The sequence below is a fragment of the Parafrankia elaeagni genome, from assembly GCF_000374165.1.
GTDB lineage: Bacteria > Actinomycetota > Actinomycetes > Frankiales > Frankiaceae > Parafrankia > Parafrankia elaeagni.
On the sequence record NZ_KB893733.1, the window covers coordinates 1 to 17,292 of the forward strand.

12 protein-coding genes are annotated in these 17,292 nt (G+C 68.0%); 7 read left to right on the plus strand and 5 right to left on the minus strand.

The window, feature by feature from the left end; all coding sequences use genetic code 11:
* Nucleotides 1-277 precede the first annotated feature (277 nt).
* The 7 genes from B207_RS38555 (at nt 278) to B207_RS34560 (ending at nt 10,617) form a co-directional block, all read left to right on the plus strand.
* Nucleotides 278-865, plus strand: a complete 588-nt coding sequence (locus B207_RS38555; protein WP_268258210.1) for an SDR family NAD(P)-dependent oxidoreductase — start codon at nt 278-280, stop codon at nt 863-865.
* A gap of 379 nt (nt 866-1,244) precedes the next feature.
* Entirely contained in the window at nt 1,245-2,657 is a 1,413-nt protein-coding gene (locus tag B207_RS0118920; protein WP_018638152.1) for a phenylacetate--CoA ligase family protein, read from the plus strand.
* Nucleotides 2,654-3,334, plus strand: coding sequence for a type 2 periplasmic-binding domain-containing protein (locus B207_RS34540; protein ID WP_018638153.1), 681 nt, complete (start codon nt 2,654-2,656; stop codon nt 3,332-3,334). The genes B207_RS0118920 and B207_RS34540 overlap by 4 nt, the downstream gene beginning before the upstream one ends.
* A gap of 65 nt (nt 3,335-3,399) precedes the next feature.
* Nucleotides 3,400-4,734, plus strand: a complete 1,335-nt coding sequence (locus tag B207_RS34545; protein ID WP_051102589.1) for an amidohydrolase family protein — start codon at nt 3,400-3,402, stop codon at nt 4,732-4,734.
* 35 nt (nt 4,735-4,769) lie between these two features.
* Nucleotides 4,770-5,489 (plus strand): flavodoxin family protein, encoded by a 720-nt coding sequence (locus B207_RS34550; protein ID WP_063820938.1) that lies wholly within the window; start codon nt 4,770-4,772, stop codon nt 5,487-5,489.
* Nucleotides 5,490-5,683: 194 nt separating this feature from the next.
* Nucleotides 5,684-6,895, plus strand: a complete 1,212-nt coding sequence (locus B207_RS34555; RefSeq protein WP_018638156.1) for an MFS transporter — start codon at nt 5,684-5,686, stop codon at nt 6,893-6,895.
* 191 nt (nt 6,896-7,086) lie between these two features.
* Nucleotides 7,087-10,617: a non-ribosomal peptide synthetase gene (locus tag B207_RS34560; RefSeq protein ID WP_018638157.1), complete on the plus strand. Its 3,531-nt coding sequence runs from the start codon at nt 7,087-7,089 to the stop codon at nt 10,615-10,617.
* A gap of 133 nt (nt 10,618-10,750) precedes the next feature.
* On the opposite strand, the gene B207_RS0118950 is transcribed toward B207_RS34560, so the two are convergent.
* The 5 genes from B207_RS0118950 to B207_RS0118970 form a co-directional block, all read right to left on the minus strand.
* Nucleotides 10,751-11,578, minus strand: coding sequence for a sulfite exporter TauE/SafE family protein (locus B207_RS0118950; RefSeq protein WP_018638158.1), 828 nt, complete (start codon nt 11,576-11,578; stop codon nt 10,751-10,753).
* A gap of 209 nt (nt 11,579-11,787) precedes the next feature.
* The gene (locus B207_RS0118955) at nt 11,788-12,243 is read right to left on the minus strand and encodes a tellurite resistance TerB family protein (RefSeq protein WP_018638159.1); all 456 of its coding nucleotides are present in this window, start codon (nt 12,241-12,243) and stop codon (nt 11,788-11,790) included.
* A 157-nt stretch (nt 12,244-12,400) separates the two neighbouring features.
* The gene (locus tag B207_RS0118960) at nt 12,401-14,803 is read right to left on the minus strand and encodes a PI-PLC domain-containing protein (RefSeq protein WP_026311216.1); all 2,403 of its coding nucleotides are present in this window, start codon (nt 14,801-14,803) and stop codon (nt 12,401-12,403) included.
* A 107-nt stretch (nt 14,804-14,910) separates the two neighbouring features.
* A complete protein-coding gene (locus tag B207_RS0118965) occupies nt 14,911-15,510 on the minus strand; it encodes an adenylate kinase (protein WP_018638161.1) in 600 nt (199 codons plus the stop codon).
* A gap of 239 nt (nt 15,511-15,749) precedes the next feature.
* Entirely contained in the window at nt 15,750-17,195 is a 1,446-nt protein-coding gene (locus tag B207_RS0118970; RefSeq protein WP_018638162.1) for a glutamate synthase subunit beta, read from the minus strand.
* Nucleotides 17,196-17,292 lie beyond the last annotated feature (97 nt).

A 17,292-nucleotide genomic window follows, 5' to 3' on the forward strand; every position in this document is an offset into this window, starting at 1 on the left:
GGTCGCGCTTTCATCATCCGACTGGAAGGCCACTTCCGTCACTACGGCTGGCCACGTTTTCGGTAATTCGGCTGCCGGAGTTTCTCCGGTGAAGCTCTGCGTCGTTTCCTCGGAATTTGATCCGGGTGTGCGTGGCCTTGATTTGTGCGGCCCATCCCGGGCGAGCGTGGCGGGATCGCATCCAACTCGCTCCGCTCCGCGCAAGGCACCTTGAGGCGCCCCACAACGTGGCTACGGAACGTCACTGATCACAACCTGGTGCGATCTCTGCGCAGCCCTGGTATCCGCGGGTGTTCACAGCTACGTCGTCGATCTGGCCACGCCCGACACGCCGACACTGCTCATGACGCGGGTATGCAGTGAACTCGGGGTACCCCAGATACTCGTGAACTCGGCAGGAGTCTACTTGGCACACAGCCTTCTAGAGACCGAGATCACATATCTGGACGAAGTCTATGCGGTCAATGTACGCGCTCCTATACTTCTCACCCGTGAGATGGTCGCACGTAACATCCACGCCGGCTCGGCGGCGAGGATTGTCAATGTCGCCTCGGTGAGCGGCCAGATCGGCAGCCCAGATGCCGCCTATGGAGCATCCAAAGGCGCCCTCATCGCTTTCACCCGGGGCGCGGGGCGCGCATTCGCCAGTAGCGGCATCCGCATAAATGCCGTAGCACCCGGAATCGTAGACACGGATATGGCTCGCGTGATTCCGGAAGATCGCATCAGCTCCTACCTGTCCGATATTCCACTGCACCGTCTGGCATCTCCGGAGGAAGTTTCTGCGGCGGTCGCCTTCCTCCTTTCCGAACAGGCCAGCTATCTTGTCGGAACGGTTGTCGACGTTAACGGCGGCATGAGCTGACCTCGCACCGGCCGGCCCACCCGGCCCATCCAGATTCCAGACTCTGACCGAGGTCCGGCCGCCGACGATCCCCGCTCCGCGGACCAGCCACCACCGCCACACGCCGCCTGCCCGCTGAGCAGAGCGGACCCGTCCAACCACGGGTCCCGACGGCCCGTCTGTCGAACGGATACTCCCCGCCGTGGTTCCTGGCGGGCATCGCGGATCATCGCGCCGCGACATTCACGCAGGCGCCGAGGGGGATGCCTCCGCCAGCGCGCAGGATTCGGCAGGGCCGCCACACAGTCCAAAGATCGGGGTGCGACCCTCCGACCCTCCCCTGCCTGACCCACACGTCCGATTCTCCATCCCACTACTCTCCTGCGAGGAAGTTTAACATATGTGGCTCCCAACAAGTCCAAAATATCGGGATTTCGTCGAGGAGTATTTTGATCTGCACGGCCGCTACGTCACGGGTGCGGTCTCCGACCAAGAACTGCACGACTGGTCGGAGAGCCAGCTACGCAAGGTTGTCGCGCTCGCCAAGGAGGGTTCTACCTTTTACCAAAAGCAACTTGCCTCGATCGACGCCCGAAGCCTCCAGCTCGGCGACCTTCAACAGCTTCCCTTTACTACTAAGGAGGACCTGCGGAATCAGATGATGAACATGCTCAGTCGAGACCTGGACGAGGCGTGCTTCTTCTACGAGACGACCGGCACGACCGGCCGCGCCACCCCCTGCCCTCGCGATGCACGGGAGGTGATGGCAAGCAATGCGCACGTCACAGAATCCTGGCGCAATATTTTCGCGAAGCACTTTCCCGGGCGGAATCCCCGGGTCGGCCTGATGGGCCCCACCGAGGTCCACTCCACCGGAGACACCCTTGGCGACATCGCCCGGAACGTAGAGTCGATGGTCGCCAAGATCTGGCCTTATTCGCCTGTCATGGGCTTCCGCAGGGCACTCGAGCTGATGCATCAGCTCCAACTTGACGTCATATTTTGTACCCCCAACGTCGCTATGACCCTCGCCAAGGCCGCATATTTTTACGGGTTCGATCCTCGCAAGGATTTCGCAGTGAAGGTCTGGCTAGTTACCGGAGAGCTCTGCACTCCGGCTCTCGCGCGACAGATCGACACCGCATGGGATGCCAAAACCTACAACGCATTGTACGGGGCTCAGGAGAGTCTTGTCATCGCCTCGGCATGCGCAAACGGCCGGCTGCACCTGGCCGCACCCAATTACGTAGCCGAGCTCATCGACCCGGATACGGCGGAGCTCCTCGGTAGCTACGGCAGCGGAGAGCTTGTCGTGACGATGCTGATCGAGGGTGCCAAGCCGCTTATCCGGTATCGGACGGGCGACTACGTGCATATCGCACGGAACAACTGCGGCTGCGGCATTTTCGGGCCTCTGATCGAAATCGCGGGCCGCACTCTGGATCGGCTTGCTTTCGGAGGACGCAGCTGGCGTGCGTGGGATGTGGAGGAAGCCGTCCTTCGCGGTGTGGAATCCTGCCTCGGCTACCAGGTCGAGATCGGCCGTGACGAGCATGGCGGCGATGTGCTGCGGGTCCGGCTCGACGTCCGCCAGCGGCCCGGCCAGGCCGCGGTGCAGGCTCATGCAGCGAGGATCTCCGAACAGCTCGGCGTGCCAGCGGTGGTCGAGCACGTGGACGAGCTCGACCCGGTGACGACGACAGGGGCCTTCGTGAGCTGGAAGGCGGCCCGCATCAAGGACACACGTCACACGGACGACAACGAGACGAAGGCAGCGGTGGCCATGGCCGGCAAGCGGGGATACCGGTCTTGACAGCGCCCGGCAAGATCGTCAAGGCACCGCGAACGGAGGAGAGCTCGATCCGCTGGGAGCCAAACCTCCTGGCAGAGGATCTGTTCGGCGATGGACTGACCGTACCGATAGCGACGCTCGGCCCCCGGGGAACATCGGCGATGGCCGCGCTGGACTGGTTCGCGGAACACGTCCAGGCCGTCCACCGGACGGTGATCCAGCCCCGGGCCTACCCGAACTTCGACGAGCTGCTCGAGGCCGTGACCAATGGCGGGCCGCGATTCGCCCTGGTGCCCAGCGCAGCGGAATCGGCGACGCGGTTCTTCTGGTCGCCGCGGCTGCGGTTGCTCGGCTCGTTCAGCCGGCCGACACCACGCTATGGCCTGGCGGTCCGACGTGGCTCCAGCCTTCCTACAGGCTCTGCCCTGCGGGTGTCGTCGTTACCCGAGACTGAGGGGCTCATCGAGCTCCTAGAGCCCCGGTTCGCGCCTGATACCGCGGACAGCTCGCCCGGTGGCTGGACCGTGGAGTGGGTGACTGCGTCGTCGACTTACCATGCGGCGCAGCTTGCCCGCCAAGGCGCAGCCGACGTCGCCGTGACGAACGAACCGGCACGAGCAGCCTGCGGCCTGACCTTCCTGAGCAGCCGCTCCGGCATCGCCATGATCTGGCTGCTCTTCGGACAGCGTTCTGCGTGAACTCGAAACTTACTCCCACCGGCGCAGAAAACGGTGAAGACGTTCTAGGACGTACAAGGAGCACCATGAAATACGGCCCTCGACTCCTCCTGCACAACGTGACATTGCAGGAAGGATGTGGGACGGTGTCGAAACCCGCCCATTCTGTCCTGCTGGCCGGGGAACGGATCGAGGCGATCCTTCCGAGCGGCGCCGCACCACGGGACGGCGACTTCCTCTCCTGGGATCTGGCCGGTGCGACGGTGATGCCGGGGATGACACTCGGCCACACGCACATCGCTTATGTTGATGTCACCAATGCGCGGGAGACGCTGTTCAAGTACCGTGTTCCCGAGCTCGCGCTGCGTGCCGCCGGGCACGCCAGAGGTCTCCTCGAACGAGGCTACACGGCATTTGTCGGGGCCGGATCGGTGGCCGGCATCGACATGGCTCTGAAGAACGCGATCGAGGCGGGTAGCGTACCCGGGCCGCGTGTCACCCCCTGTAGTCGGGACCTGATGGTGTCCGGTCCACCGGACCGCCGGACACCTGAACTTTCGAAACGCATGCCAAGGGAACTCATGCCAGTGGTGGACCTCGTAGGCGACATGGTCACCTACACGAACGAGGAGATCGACCAGGGCGCTGAAATCATCAAAGTCTTCTCCTCCGGCGACGACACCTTCCCGAATGCCCGTTCCAAGGAGCTGCTGTTCAGCCTCGACGAACTGCGCACCGTCGTGCGGATCGCCGAGGAGCGCGGCGTGCGCGTGCGAGCCCACTCCCGTGGGATTGCCGGGATACGCAATTCCCTGCTGGCCGGGGTTCATATCATCGACCATGCGAGCTACGCGGATGACGATGCTCTGGAAAAGATTGCCGAGCGCGGCATCTTCGTCGTGCCGAGCCTTTACCAACCTGTTCGGCTGCTGGCGGCCGGCATCGAACACGGGAAATCTGTGGAGTACCTGGACGGCCTGGATTTCAACCAAGAGATCGAGAATACGCTGACTTTCCTACCCCGCGCAGAGAAGCTAGGTCTTCGCATTGTTCCCGGCGACGACTTCGGATTTGCCTGGACACCACACGGCACGTACGCGGAGGAACTGATTACCTACGTTGAGAGGGTGGGGATCAGCCCCGAGACGGTACTGAAGTGGGCCTGTAGGAACGGCGCGGCGCTAGCGGGCAGGGGCAAGGATGCCGGCGTTCTCGCGCCCGGCCGACTGGCCGACATTGTCGTCTGGTCACGGGACCCCGCTACCGACATCTCGGTGCTCCGGGAGCCCGACGCCCTGCGTTCGGTGCTGATCGGCGGCAGGCACGTGGCTGGACCCGAGGCACCGCCGCGCACAGCACCCGGGCAGACGGCCGATGCGCTGCCTAGGGCCACGCCCGCCACGATGGCAGCCAGCCACTAAACGCTCACAGTACTCCCAACCCCAGGGGAGCAGACATGCGTTTTACCTTCATTTCCGGCTCGGAACGTGCCGGAGGAAACACGGACATGGTGGTCGACTACGCCGCCGAGGTGGTGCACCGCCTCGGCGGCGAGACAGATATAATTTCCCTCCGAGAGTTCCGGATAAATCCATGCAGCCCATGCGGGGACTGCAATATCAGGACCACGCCATGCGCGATCGAGGACGACGTCCCAAATCTGCTGGATCGGATGGTCCAGGCAGACGCCCTGGTATACGCGGCACCGGTGCACGGATTCGGCTTGTCGCACCTTATGCAGATTTTCCTCGAACGGGCAGGTGTCGGGTATCTGCGTTTCGATCGGCCGCTGGCCAACAAACTGGCTGGAGTCGTTGTCACCGGACGGCGCTACAGCCACTCCGACGTACATGCCCAAATAATGAACAACCTGCTGCTCAACAGGACGATTCTGGTTGGGAGCGGTTATCCGGTCACGTTCACCGGCGGCGCTCCGGGGGATGCACTGCGGGACCAGGAGGGCTTGGACGCGCTGTGCAGCATGATCGACCGGATGGCCGAGTTCGCCCAACTGCTCGGCACACCGTCGGCCGGTGGTCGGAAAGCCCTGCCAGCACCAGCGGAGCGCAACGAGCGGGAGACCTCCCGGCTCCGCCATCTGGTTCCGCCCACCAGCAACCTGATCGCCCGGGCGCCGGAAGCGAACGGTGCGAACGTCGCCACTGCGCAGGAGTAGACATGGGATGCCAGCTGGGCGCCGGGTGAACCCGAGAATCGCCCCCCCGGCCGGCTGTGGCGCCGCACGGGCCGCCGGATGCAAATCAGGCCGATGAATTCGGTGCGATTACACGCGTCGGCAGAACGGGGCCGCAACGTGCCACCAGAATGCCACTCAGCCCTGCCCTCCGCTCACAATCCCTGGAGACATCCGTGCGGCTGCGCCTTGCAGTTCTCGCCCTGGGTATGTTTATCATCGGCACCGACAACTTTGTTTTTGCCGGCATTCTCGACTCCGTGGCGGACGACTTCGGCATCCCGACAAGCGCCGCGGGTCAGCTCGTCACAGTCTTCTCCCTTGCCTTCGCGCTGCTGTCTCCCGTGCTCGCCACGTTGACCGCTGGCTGGTCGCGCAACCGAGTCTTGCTGTGCGCGCTGGTGGTGTTCTCAATCGGCAATGCCGCCACAGCACTCGCCCCAAACTACCCACTCATGCTGCTCTCCCGCGTGGTGGCGGCCGCCGGCGCCGCACTCTACACACCGAATGCCGCGGCCTCGGCGACGATGCTTGTGCCCGCCGAGCAGCGTGGTCGTGCCCTGTCCGCGGTCTCCGGGGGATTGGCGGCCGCAGCCATTCTTGGCGTACCGGCCGGTACCTGGCTGGCAGGGAGGAACTCCTGGCAGTGGGTTATGTGGGCGCTAGTGGGCTCGACGGCGGTTGTCGCGGCCGCGGTGGCTACGGCCCTGCCGAGGCTGGCTCCAGGACCAGCGGTCGGACTGCGACAGCGCCTACGGCCGCTCCGCGACAGCCGCGTCCTGGCGGTCCTTGGGGTGACCTTCCTCATCTTTCTCGGTGCGTTCACGGTGTACACCTACATCGGCGACGTACTACGACCCGTCACCGATGGCCGAGGTTCGGTCCTCGCACAACTGCTGGTGGTCTACGGCATCGCCGGCGGGGTGGGCACCTTCATCGCCGGCCGTGCCACCGATCGCTTCGGGACGTCGGCCGTACTGATCACCGGATTGACCGGGCTCACCGCCGGCCTGCTGCTGCTGCCGGTCACCGGCGATACCTATCCTGGTGCCGTCGTGGCGCTCGCTGTGTGGGGTGTCGCGGGATGGAGCGTCACGGTGCCGCAGCAGGCGAGGCTCCTCGGCGCCGCGCCCGAGCACGGCCCGCTGTTGATCTCGCTGAACAGCGCAGCTCTCACTCTCGGCGTGGCCGGCTCAGGCACGCTCGGTGCCTTCGGGATCGAGACGCTGGACGCCTCGTGGCTCGGACTCATCGGCGGAGCGGCCACGGGAGCTGCGCTGCTACTTGCCTGCACTACCTACCTGCGCGGACGCATCCCTGTCGCGGCCGCCGCTGCCCCCCCGGTATCGGTGGGAACGGCGGCGAGCGCCCTGCGGGACCGCGGGTGAACGTCCGTCCCACCGTTGACGGCTCGCCCCTCCCAGACGTCCCCGGGCCGACAGGTGCCATCAGCAAACGTCCCGTTCCACGCCTCGTGTGACGGCAGTCGTCGGTCCCCTGGCCGCAGGCTCCTACGCGCCCCCGGAACGGCGCCTCCCCACAACCGAAAGGACGCAGAGTGAGTGCAGCATCGCCGGCCATGCCTGATGTCTACGTCGACCGTTGGGCAGGCATGACGCCTCGCGCCGCAGCCGTCGTGGACAGAGGCCGTTCCCACGACTGGGCCAGGCTGGCAGCCGACGTTTCCCGGCTCGCCCACAGTTGCCGGCGGCACGGTCTCGGGCCGGGCGACGTCGTACTCATGACCGGCGTTCGCTCCTACGAGGCGGTGGTAACCATCCTCGCCCTGTGGCGCGTGGGCTGCGTCTACACCCCCGTCGACGCCGAGGACACCTCCGCACGGACGCGCCAGATCATCCGCGGGGTCGGCGCCCGCGCCATCATCATCCTGAGTGACCGGCCTGTGGATGACATCGGCCTCATGACGCTGTCCTACCCGGACCTGATGCGCCAAAGCTGGGATGATCAGCCATCGCACCCTGTTGTGTTCCCCCGACCGAGCTCGGCGGCCTACATCATCCACACATCCGGCTCCTCGGGCGCCCCGAAGGGCGTCGTCAACTCCCGGGAAGGGCTGAGCCGAGCCGTCGACAGCATGAGGGAGCTTCACCTGCACGCGCGGGACCGTGTGCTGCACCACCTGCCGCTGACCTTCGACGCCTCTCTGTTCGAGATATCTCTGGCCCTCGTCTCGGGCGCGGCGCTCTGCATCGCGGCACCCGGTGTCCTCCCCGGAAGGCCATTGGAGGAGTTCCTGTCGACGGCCGGTGTCTCCGCGGTGGCGACCACGCCGTCCATTCTGCGCACTCTTCATGCCGGTCGTCTCCGTTCGGTGCGCACGGTCATCACGGGGGGCGAGCGGTGCGATGCCTCGCTCGTCGATGACTGGGCGTCAGGAAGGCATTTCTTCAACGTGTACGGACCAACGGAGGTCGCGCTCTGGACGACCTTCGATGAGGTGTTCGCCGGGTCCCCTCCCAGCATCGGAAGGCCGCTTCCGGGCCTGAAGCTGTCCATCGAGGACCGGGAGGGGCGGGTTCTCAACAACGGCGAGCAGGGCGAGCTCGTGGTCACTGGGCCCAACGTCGCCCTGGGATATCTTGACCTCGCCCAGACCACGGCCTTCTTTGGTGTCGCCGGGCAGGGCGAGCGCCGATATCGGACGGGAGACTTGGCCGTTCTACGTGACGACGGTCGATACCAGTACCTGGGGAGAGTGGACCGCCAGATCAAGGTACGCGGCTTCAGGATCGAACCCGCGGAGGTCGAGGCCGTCCTCGGCGAGCTGCCGGAGGTGCTCCAATGCCACGTGATGGCGAGGCCTGATAACCAAGGCTCGCTCGTCGCGTATGTTACACCCTCTGCGGAGCTTGTCGCGCGGACTCGATATGCCGGCTACATCGGCGCCGTCCGGAGAATGAGTGACCAGGAGTACAACGGCCGGGATGACGTCGCCGGGAAGGCCCTTGACTGGTGCCCCCCTACAGAGGCAGAACACAACGGATGGCGGTCTGGCCGGCATGGGACCACACTGCCCGTTTCCGTCGTGTCGGAGTGGCTGGAAGCAAGCACACTCCGCGTTCTGGCCGAACGGCCCCGGTCGCTCCTGGAGATAGGCTGCGGTGCCGGCTTACTTGGACGGCGGCTGCTCGCCGCATCGCGGTCCTACGTCGGCGTCGACGTGTCCGAGCCGGGGCTCGACCTTTTCCGATCGTGGCTGGCCAGGAACGGCCGGCCACCGGCCACATTGCACGCTCTTCCCGCACACGACGCCTGGGATGTCGCGGCCGAGGACACAGATATGGTCGTCCTGAATTCCGTCGTCCAGTATTTCCCGGACGCAACCTACCTGCGAACAGTCCTTCTGCGAGCCGCCAGCCTCTTCCGAGAACAGGGCGTCATCTACCTCGGAGACCTCCGGGATATCAGGTCCGCTGCAGCGCAACTGAGATTCCGCGGACGGCTGTGCGAGGACGCCACGGCGGACGAGGTGAGCCGAACGCTCCGCGAGGAGCAGGAACTACTCGTAAATCCGGCCTGGTTCTACAGGGAACTACCCGACCACTGGAGAGTGCTCTGCCGACCCCGGTCTGGTACCCGTGACACCGAGATGGGCCGGTACCGCTACGACGTCACGATCTTCTGCCCGTCGCCGGCAGCCGACAACAGCCGGGTAAAGGAGGGTACACAGACGCATGACGGATGGGCCTACACCGCGGATATCCCGAACCGGCGGCTGCGCGATGACGCGCTCCGCGACGGCGATCCGTCCGTAGTCGAGCGGACGGCGCTGCTCGACCCGGACGACGTCACCGCGCACGACCGCCCCGGCACGACGGCCATCGCGGTCACCTCCCTCACCGACCACCGGCTGTTTGACATCGTGCACGCCCCTCTGGAAGCGGACATGCGCGCCGTTGCAACCTTCTGTCACGAGCGCAATCTTCAGCGGGCTTCCCTCGCGCTCGATGCCGGAAGGCCGGTTGTGACCGACCCGCTGGGGGTAGCCGTCGGTCAGGAGCTCAGGGCGACGGTACGCGCGAGTGCGGCCGCCAGACTGCCCCTCCACCTGCGGCCTTCGGTGGTGGTTCCCCTCCGTTCCTTTCCCATCACCGACCATGGCAAAGTGGATGAGAGAAAGCTTGCGCCGGAGCCAGCCTCGGCGCAACGAACAATAGCCGGCCGGACCCCCGAGGAACGCGCCCTTGCAGCCGCATGGGAGGACGTTCTCGGGACTACCGTGCCCTCGTTCTCAGCGCTGCTCAGCGATGAGGGCGCCACGTCGCTACAGCTGGTCGAACTCGTCGACCTACTGGAATCCCAGGGCTACGATTTTTCGGTCCGGGACCTTCTCGAGGATCTGCCCTTCGACCAGACAGCGCGACTGATGGCCGAATCTGGCCAGCGAACCACCGCCGGCCCACGCTGCATCAGAATGCGCAATGCGAAGGAGGCGGGCGGACCCCATCTGATCTTCGTGCATGCCCTGGGTGGATCACCTGTCTGCTACTCCAGACTTGTGGACCTCCTGCCGAGTGACATGACCTGTTACGGAATGGCTGCGTCAGCCCAGAGCGGGAGGCTGGCGATCATGGATATCGCCCGGCAGTACCTCGCGATCCTGGAGAAGGAGGTGCCACCGGGCCCGGTTCACCTGGTGGGTTGGTCACTCGGTGGGGTTATCGCCTATGAACTCGGGCGTCAGTGGCAGCATGAGGACAGAGAGCTGCGCCTCACCCTCTTGGATGCCCCGGCACCCATGGCCAGCGATCCGGATCGTGAGACCCGGTGGGATTGGTTGCGGCGGAGCAACGGTGGACTCGCGCTGACCCTGACGGACGGGCGTCGGGAAAAGCAGGCAAGGGCCTTGGTCGATGCCTGCGATGCCTACCTGCCACCGTCGTCCACCACACCGATCAACATCGTCGTGGCGGCGGATCGGTCCACGGCGGAGGCCCGTGACCGCCTCTTCCGTCAGGGCCGTGCACTGGGTTGGGACCAGCACGCTCCCACCCGGGTGTATTCCACGCCTGGCGATCATTTCAGCCTGCTTGAGGATCCGCACGCCGCGGAGCTCGCCCGTCTGATTACCGCTCTCACCCCCAAGTGACCGCGCAGCGGGGCAGGCGAGAAGGCCGCAGGGCGACATGGTGTTGACGCTGGGCTCCCCGGGCCCCGGCGACCTCAGCCGAACGCAGAGGTCGCTAACCGCCCGCGTCGATCGCGCTCGTCAGCAGACCACCTCAACGGACGAGCAGCACCACAGCCACGACAACACCCAGTATGACGACGGCGGTACGCAAAACGGTGGCGGGCAGGAGCCGGGCGGCGCGCGCGCCGAGTACACCGCCGCAGGCCGACGTCACCACCAGGATACCGGCGAACGCCCAGGACACCTGTGCGGCAACCAGAAAGATCAAGACACCGACCGCGTTCACCCCGAAGGAGAGTAGCGTTTTGAGCGCATTCGTCCGCTGCAGCTCGTCGACCAGCAGGATACCGAGAACCCCCAGCAGAAGGACGCCGAGCCCCGCGCCGAAATAGGAACCGTAGACTCCCGCGACAAACACGCCGATTCTCGTCGGCCAGGTGATGTCGTTCCCCGCGACAGCCGGCGTGACGGCGGTGGCCGACCTAGAGGCGGTGACCGATGCGGTAGAGGGTGCGGACGCCACCGTGGCCGCGCGCCGCCGGGCGACCACGGCGGCGAGCCGGGACTGCACCGCCAGGAGCAGACAGGCGGCCAGGACCAGGAACGGCACCGCCCTCTTGAAACCGTCGGACGGCGTGAGCAGAAGAACGATGGCGCCTACCAGGCCGCCGAACAACGCCGGGGGCGCCAGCGCCCGGAGCCGGTGGGCCTGACCGCGCAGTTCCCTGCGGTAGCCGAAAGCTCCGCCGGCGTACCCGGTGAGAAGACCGACCGAGGAGGTGATGTTGGCGGTGAGAGCCGGCATTCCGGTGGCGAGGAGCGCGGGGAAGGCGATCAGCGTCCCGCCGCCCGCGATGGCGTTGACCGCGCCCGCGAGCAGTCCGCCCCCCGCGACCAGAGCCGCGTCGGATGGTTCCACAGGTCCTCCGTCGGGTCGTGACGAGCCACCGACGACTCGTCACGACCCGCGGCGACGCGGCGTCCGTCGGAAGGCCGCCGACTTTACCCTGGTCCGAAGGAACCGCTCAAGCCAGGCATTGCGGCCCAGGTCACGGTCGTGTCAGCCGGAAGGCCCGGTGCGTGACGGAGACACCCGAAAACCCGACGGTGGTCAGAGTCGCGCCCTGGTCAGAGGTCGAACTCCTCCGGGTTGATTCCCACCGCGAAGCACGCCTCGCGGACGATCGCCTGCTCGGTCTTGTCGAAGTTGCCGTCGGCGCCGCCGATCACGATCCCGATCTGGATCACCGCGCGCGCCTCGGTCGGCTTCTTCTTGACCTTGCCGATCTCCTGCAGGACGGACACCTTGCCGAAGTCGAAGTCGGCCTGCAGCTTGCCGAGGTAGTCGTTGAACCGGCGCTGGAGATCGTCCGCGGCGAAGTTGGACAGGACGTCGTTGCTGACGATCAACGAGGCTACCCGCTGGCGCTCGGCCGGGTCGATGGTGCCGTCCGCGGCGGCGACGAGCGCGCACATCGCCATGCTCGCGTCCCGGAACGCGCCGCTCTTGAGGTCGTTCTTCTTCGCGTTGAGCTGGCCCTGCATGCTCTGCGCGGACTGTCGTAGCTGGTTCCAGATCGGCACCTGTGCTCCTTTGCCGGTGGCGTGTCCGGTGTCGGTGGAGACCCTGCGGTCTCTGATACGGATCAGGTCAGGGCCGGGCCCCGCCCGAGCCAGGTCAAGCGTCCCACGAGGTCAACGTGCGGCAATGGGGCAACGCTCCCCCGCCGCCCTGCCGCGATCATCCCGCACCGTTCAGGCGGTCGATCGCCAGCGAGGCGTTGCCGATGTTCACGAAGTCGACGGCGATGAACGTCGGGCGCCGGCCCTGCGCGGACTCGCAGGCCCGCGCGCGGCCGAGGATGCTTTCGGCGCTGTTCGCGACCAGCGCCGCCTGCCGGCTCGGCGCCGCGTCCGTCACCCAGTGGTTGAGCAGGAGCAGCGGGGCGCCCGCGGAGCCGCGTTCCCGGGCGCAGCCGGTGAGTTTGTCCGTCGTGTCGATGGAGAACGGCGTGTCGGAGGCGTAGCGGTAGAAGCTGCGCAGGAAGGTTCCGGGCAGATCCTGGCTCTCGGTGAAGACGACGAGGCGCCGCCCGCTCTCGATCATCTCCCGCAGGCGGGGCCACCGCTCCCCCTCGGCGGGCGGCGTGACGACCAGGGGTGACAGGCCGGCCTGCGCCACCGCGCCGGCGATCTCCGGCGCGGGCACCTGGTCCTGGATGAGGAGGGTGACCACCTCGGTCGGGTTGCGGGCCATCCACTCCCCGACCCGGGCGAGCTCGGCGGAGAGCTCCAGGGCTCCGAGCTGACACAGGTTGTGACACAGCCACAGCCCCGGCCGCGACGACCGGGCGTTGCGGGTCAGCGGCTCGATCGCGGACCGGGTCGACGGCGGCAGGGTCGCGAGGACCGCGTCGACCTGCTCCGGTGTCGTCCAGTGGTGGACGTCGATCAGCAGGCCGCGCACGCCGAGATCAAGCTGGTGCACCAGCGACGGGTCCTGGGTCGGGCCGAGGAAGCGGTCCTCACTGGTCGCCATGGCGTTGTGGGCGGCGAGGTTGGTCACCTCGTCGTAGCGCCGGTCACACAGCACGGTCTGGCTGTTACACAGGTCGCGCGCGTTGGCCGCGGCGCCCGGGAACGCGAGCCAGGTCAGCGCAGTCATCACCGGCACGGTCACCGCGAGGCCGGCGACCAGCCGGCGCCGGCGGCCCGCCTGGCTCCACGCCCGCGACACCCGCAGCAGGAACGCGGCGCCGAGGACCACCCCGCCGACGACCAGCGTCCAGCCGACGATGCGCAGGAAGTCGGCCTCGATGTCGCCGTAGGCGTGCCGGGAGAAGTCGGCGAGGACGGCGCCGGCACCCGGCGGCAGCGGGCCGCCAGGCTTCTCCAGCGCCAGCAGCGGGTTCGGCAGCGTGATCCGCAGGACGAGCCCGAGCAGGGCCGCCGCGACGCCGGCGGTGAGCACGGCGCCCGCCACCGCGCGGATCCGCGAGCGCCCGCGCGCGCCCGCGACCATGACGATGCCCGCCCCGATCAGCCCGACCAGCGCGAGCAGGGCCACCGTCAGCCCGTCGAGCGCCGCCGCCACGTCGTGCAGCCGGGACACGGCGCTGATCGCGGGTTCCTCGCGCAGGTCGGACAGCCGCAGCCCCAGGTCGAGCACGGCGCCGTCGGCGAGGTGCGTCTGGAGCTGGCCGATCGCCTGCTCGTCGCCCTGGAACAGCAGCGGGCCGATCAGCGCCAGGGCGCCGGCGATGTTCCCGGACCGCAGGTCCGCACGCAGCGGGCCGGCCACCTCCTCGCGCTCGGCGGGCGGCAGCCGGCCGAGGACGGCGTCGACCACCCGGTCGGTGTCCTGCGCCGACAGCTCCATCGTGGGCAGGTCCGCAGGGGGGCGACCAGCCATGATCTCGTCGATGGCGGTCAGCACGGCACGGGTGAACTCGGTCACGGACTCGACCCGGTAACTGGTTCCCGACCCGAGCTCACCGGCGATGTACCGGTTGGCGAGACCGGAGATGTTGCCGAAGATCGGGGTCAGGTCGACGCTGAAGGCCAGGTCGTCCTCACGCGCGGCCAGGTAGTCGACGACCCGCCGGATCTGCTCGTTGGTCATCTCCTCCACCGTCGACGGCGGGAGGACCGTCCGCAGGTTCGCGGTGACGAGCGTCGAGTCGATCGGCAGGCCGGAGAGCAGCCCGTCCACTGCCGGGTCGGGCAGGACCTCGGTGTAGAGGCGGTCGTAGGCGTCCGCCCGGCTCAGCGCCTGGGAGTAGAAGTCGGCGCTGAGCACCGTGGTGCGGGCAGTGGTCAGCACGACCACCGGTAGCCACACCAGGGCGAGCAGCACGGCGAGGGCCCACTGCGCGGCCCGAAGCCGCTTTCCGCCCGTCGGCGGCTCGCCACCCGCGGCGCGCGGGCGGCCCGGGCTCCCGCCTCGCCGCGGCCGGCCCTGCGCGCTCTGCCCGCGGCCACCGCCACCAGCACCGGGCCCGGCCTGCCGGCGTGGTTCGGGAACCGCGGCTACCCCGGAGCCAGGCTCGACCGCGGGGCCGGGTGTCTCTGCCGAGAAGCTCCCGGCGGCGGGTTCAGGCGGCGTGGAGCGACGCAGGAGACGCCCACGGAGCCCAGAAGCCATCGGTCATCCCCGACCTGTCACCGTGTCCGTCACTGACGGGTCCCAACTTATCCCGCATCTCCCGGTCCGAGATCACCTGACCGGTTTCGGGGCACGGGAAGGCCACCTCAGGGACGGCTGGCCCGTACCTCCGGGTGCGCCACGGCGGCGAGCACCTCCTCGATGCGGGCAGAGACCTCGTCCGGCGACCCGGAGCCGTCGACGCTGCGCAGCAGGCCCTGCTCCGCGTAGTGGCTGCGCAGCGGAGCCGTCTCCGCGGCGAAGACCTTCAGCCGCCGGCGCGCCGTCTGCTCGGTGTCGTCGCGGCGGCCCTCGGAGACGGCACGCCGGCTGATTCGCTCGAGCACCTCGTCCTCGCCGACCACGAGGTCGACCACGAGGTCGAGCGGGCCGCAGGAGGCGCCGAGCATCCGGTCCAGCGCCTCGGCCTGGGGCACCGTCCGCGGGAAGCCGTCGAGCAGGAAGCCCACCTCGCAGTCGACGCTGGTGGTGAGGCGCTCCGCGACCATGTCGAGCACGATCTCGTCAGGGACCAGCTCGCCGGCCCGGACGTAGTGCTCGGCCCGGCGGCCCAGCGCCGTACCGGCGGAGATCTGCTGGTCGAAGAGCTGACCTGTCGAGATCGCCGGGACACCGTGCCGCGCGCTGATGCGGGCGGCCTGGGTTCCCTTGCCTGCGCCGGGCGGACCAAGCAGCACGAGCCTCATGGCCAGCACGTTACCGGCAGTTGAGCATGCGGTAGCCGCACGGGAGGAGACCGCCGCCCCCGGACCGGATCCGAGGCGCTCCGACACACCCTGCTCATCCGGGCGTGAGCACGGCGTATCGGCCGATCTCCCCGGCCGGGACCCGGCCGGGGATCACCCCGCGGGGACGGCGGGGACGCCCGGACAGGTGGAGCCAGATGGCAGGGCCGGCCGTCTGGACCCGGCCGACCGGCGGTAGCTCAGGGACGGCGGGTGGGCAGAATCGGCGCGGGCAGGTCGGTCGACCCGGTCAGGTAGCGGTCGACAGCCGACGCCGCCGACCGTCCTTCGGCGATCGCCCAGACGATCAGCGACTGGCCCCGGCCCATGTCGCCGGCGACGAACACTCCGGGGACAGAGGTCGACCAGCCGAGGTCGCGGGCCACGTTGCCGCGCGCGTCCAGCTCGACGCCGAGCTGCTCCAGCAGCCCGGCCCGGTCCGGCCCGACGAAGCCCATCGCCAGCAGCACCAGGTCGCACGGCAGCTCGATGTCGGTGCCCTCGACCTTCTGGAAGCGGCCGTCGACCATCGCGACCTCGTGCATGAGCAACGCCCGCACGTTGCCCTCGTCGTCGCCGAGGAACCGCTCGGTGGACACGGCGAAGACCCGCTCGCCGCCCTCCTCGTGCGCGCTGGAGACCCGGTAGATGATCGGGAACGACGGCCACGGGTTCGCCGGCGGCCGGCTGGCCGGCGGCCGGGGCATGATCTCGAGCTGGTGGACGGAGGCGGCGCCCTGGCGCAGCGAGGTTCCCAGGCAGTCCGCCCCGGTGTCACCGCCGCCGATGATCACGACCCGCTTCCCGGCGGCGGAGATGGTCGTCTCGGCCAGGTCCCCCTGCTGGACCCGGTTCGCGGGGACCAGGAACTCCATCGCGAGGTGGATGCCCCTGAACTCGCGCCCGGGCACGGGCAGGTCGCGGCCCACCGTCGACCCACCGGCGAGGACCACCGCGTCGTAGGAGGAGCGCAGCTCGTCCGCGGTGATGTCGACACCGACGTTGCAGGACGTGACGAACGAGGTGCCCTCGGCCTCCATCTGGGCGAGCCGGGTGTCGAGGACCCGCTTCTCCATCTTGAACTCGGGGATGCCGTAGCGGAGCAGCCCGCCCACCCGGTCCGCACGCTCGTAGACGACCACCTCGTGGCCGGCGCGGGTGAGCTGCTGGGCGGCGGCCAGACCGGCCGGCCCGGAGCCGACCACCGCGACCCGCCGGCCGGTCCGCGCGGACGGCGGGATCGGTACCACCGTCCCGTCCGCGAGGGCGCGGTCGATGATGGTGACCTCGATCTGCTTGATCGTCACCGGGTCGTCGCCGATCCCCAGCACGCAGGCCGCCTCGCAGGGGGCCGGGCACAGCCGCCCGGTGAACTCCGGGAAGTTGTTCGTCGCGTGCAGTCGCTCGATGGCGTCGGTCCAGTCCGACCGCCGGGCGAGGTCGTTCCACTCGGGGATGATGTTCCCGAGCGGGCAGCCCTGGTGGCAGAACGGGATGCCGCAGTCCATGCACCGGCCCGCCTGGTCACGCAGCGCCGGCTCCGGGAACGGCTCGTACACCTCGCGCCAGTCGGTGATGCGCACGTCCACCGGCCGGCGGGTGGGCAGCTCCCGGCGGTGCTTGAGAAAGCCAGTCGGGTCAGCCATGCCGCTCCTGTCGGTTCCATGTGGCCGCTGTGGCGTCTCCGCCCGGCGACCCGGCGGGCCCGGCCTGGTGCCGGGTCGCCGGAGCCGCGCGTGCTCG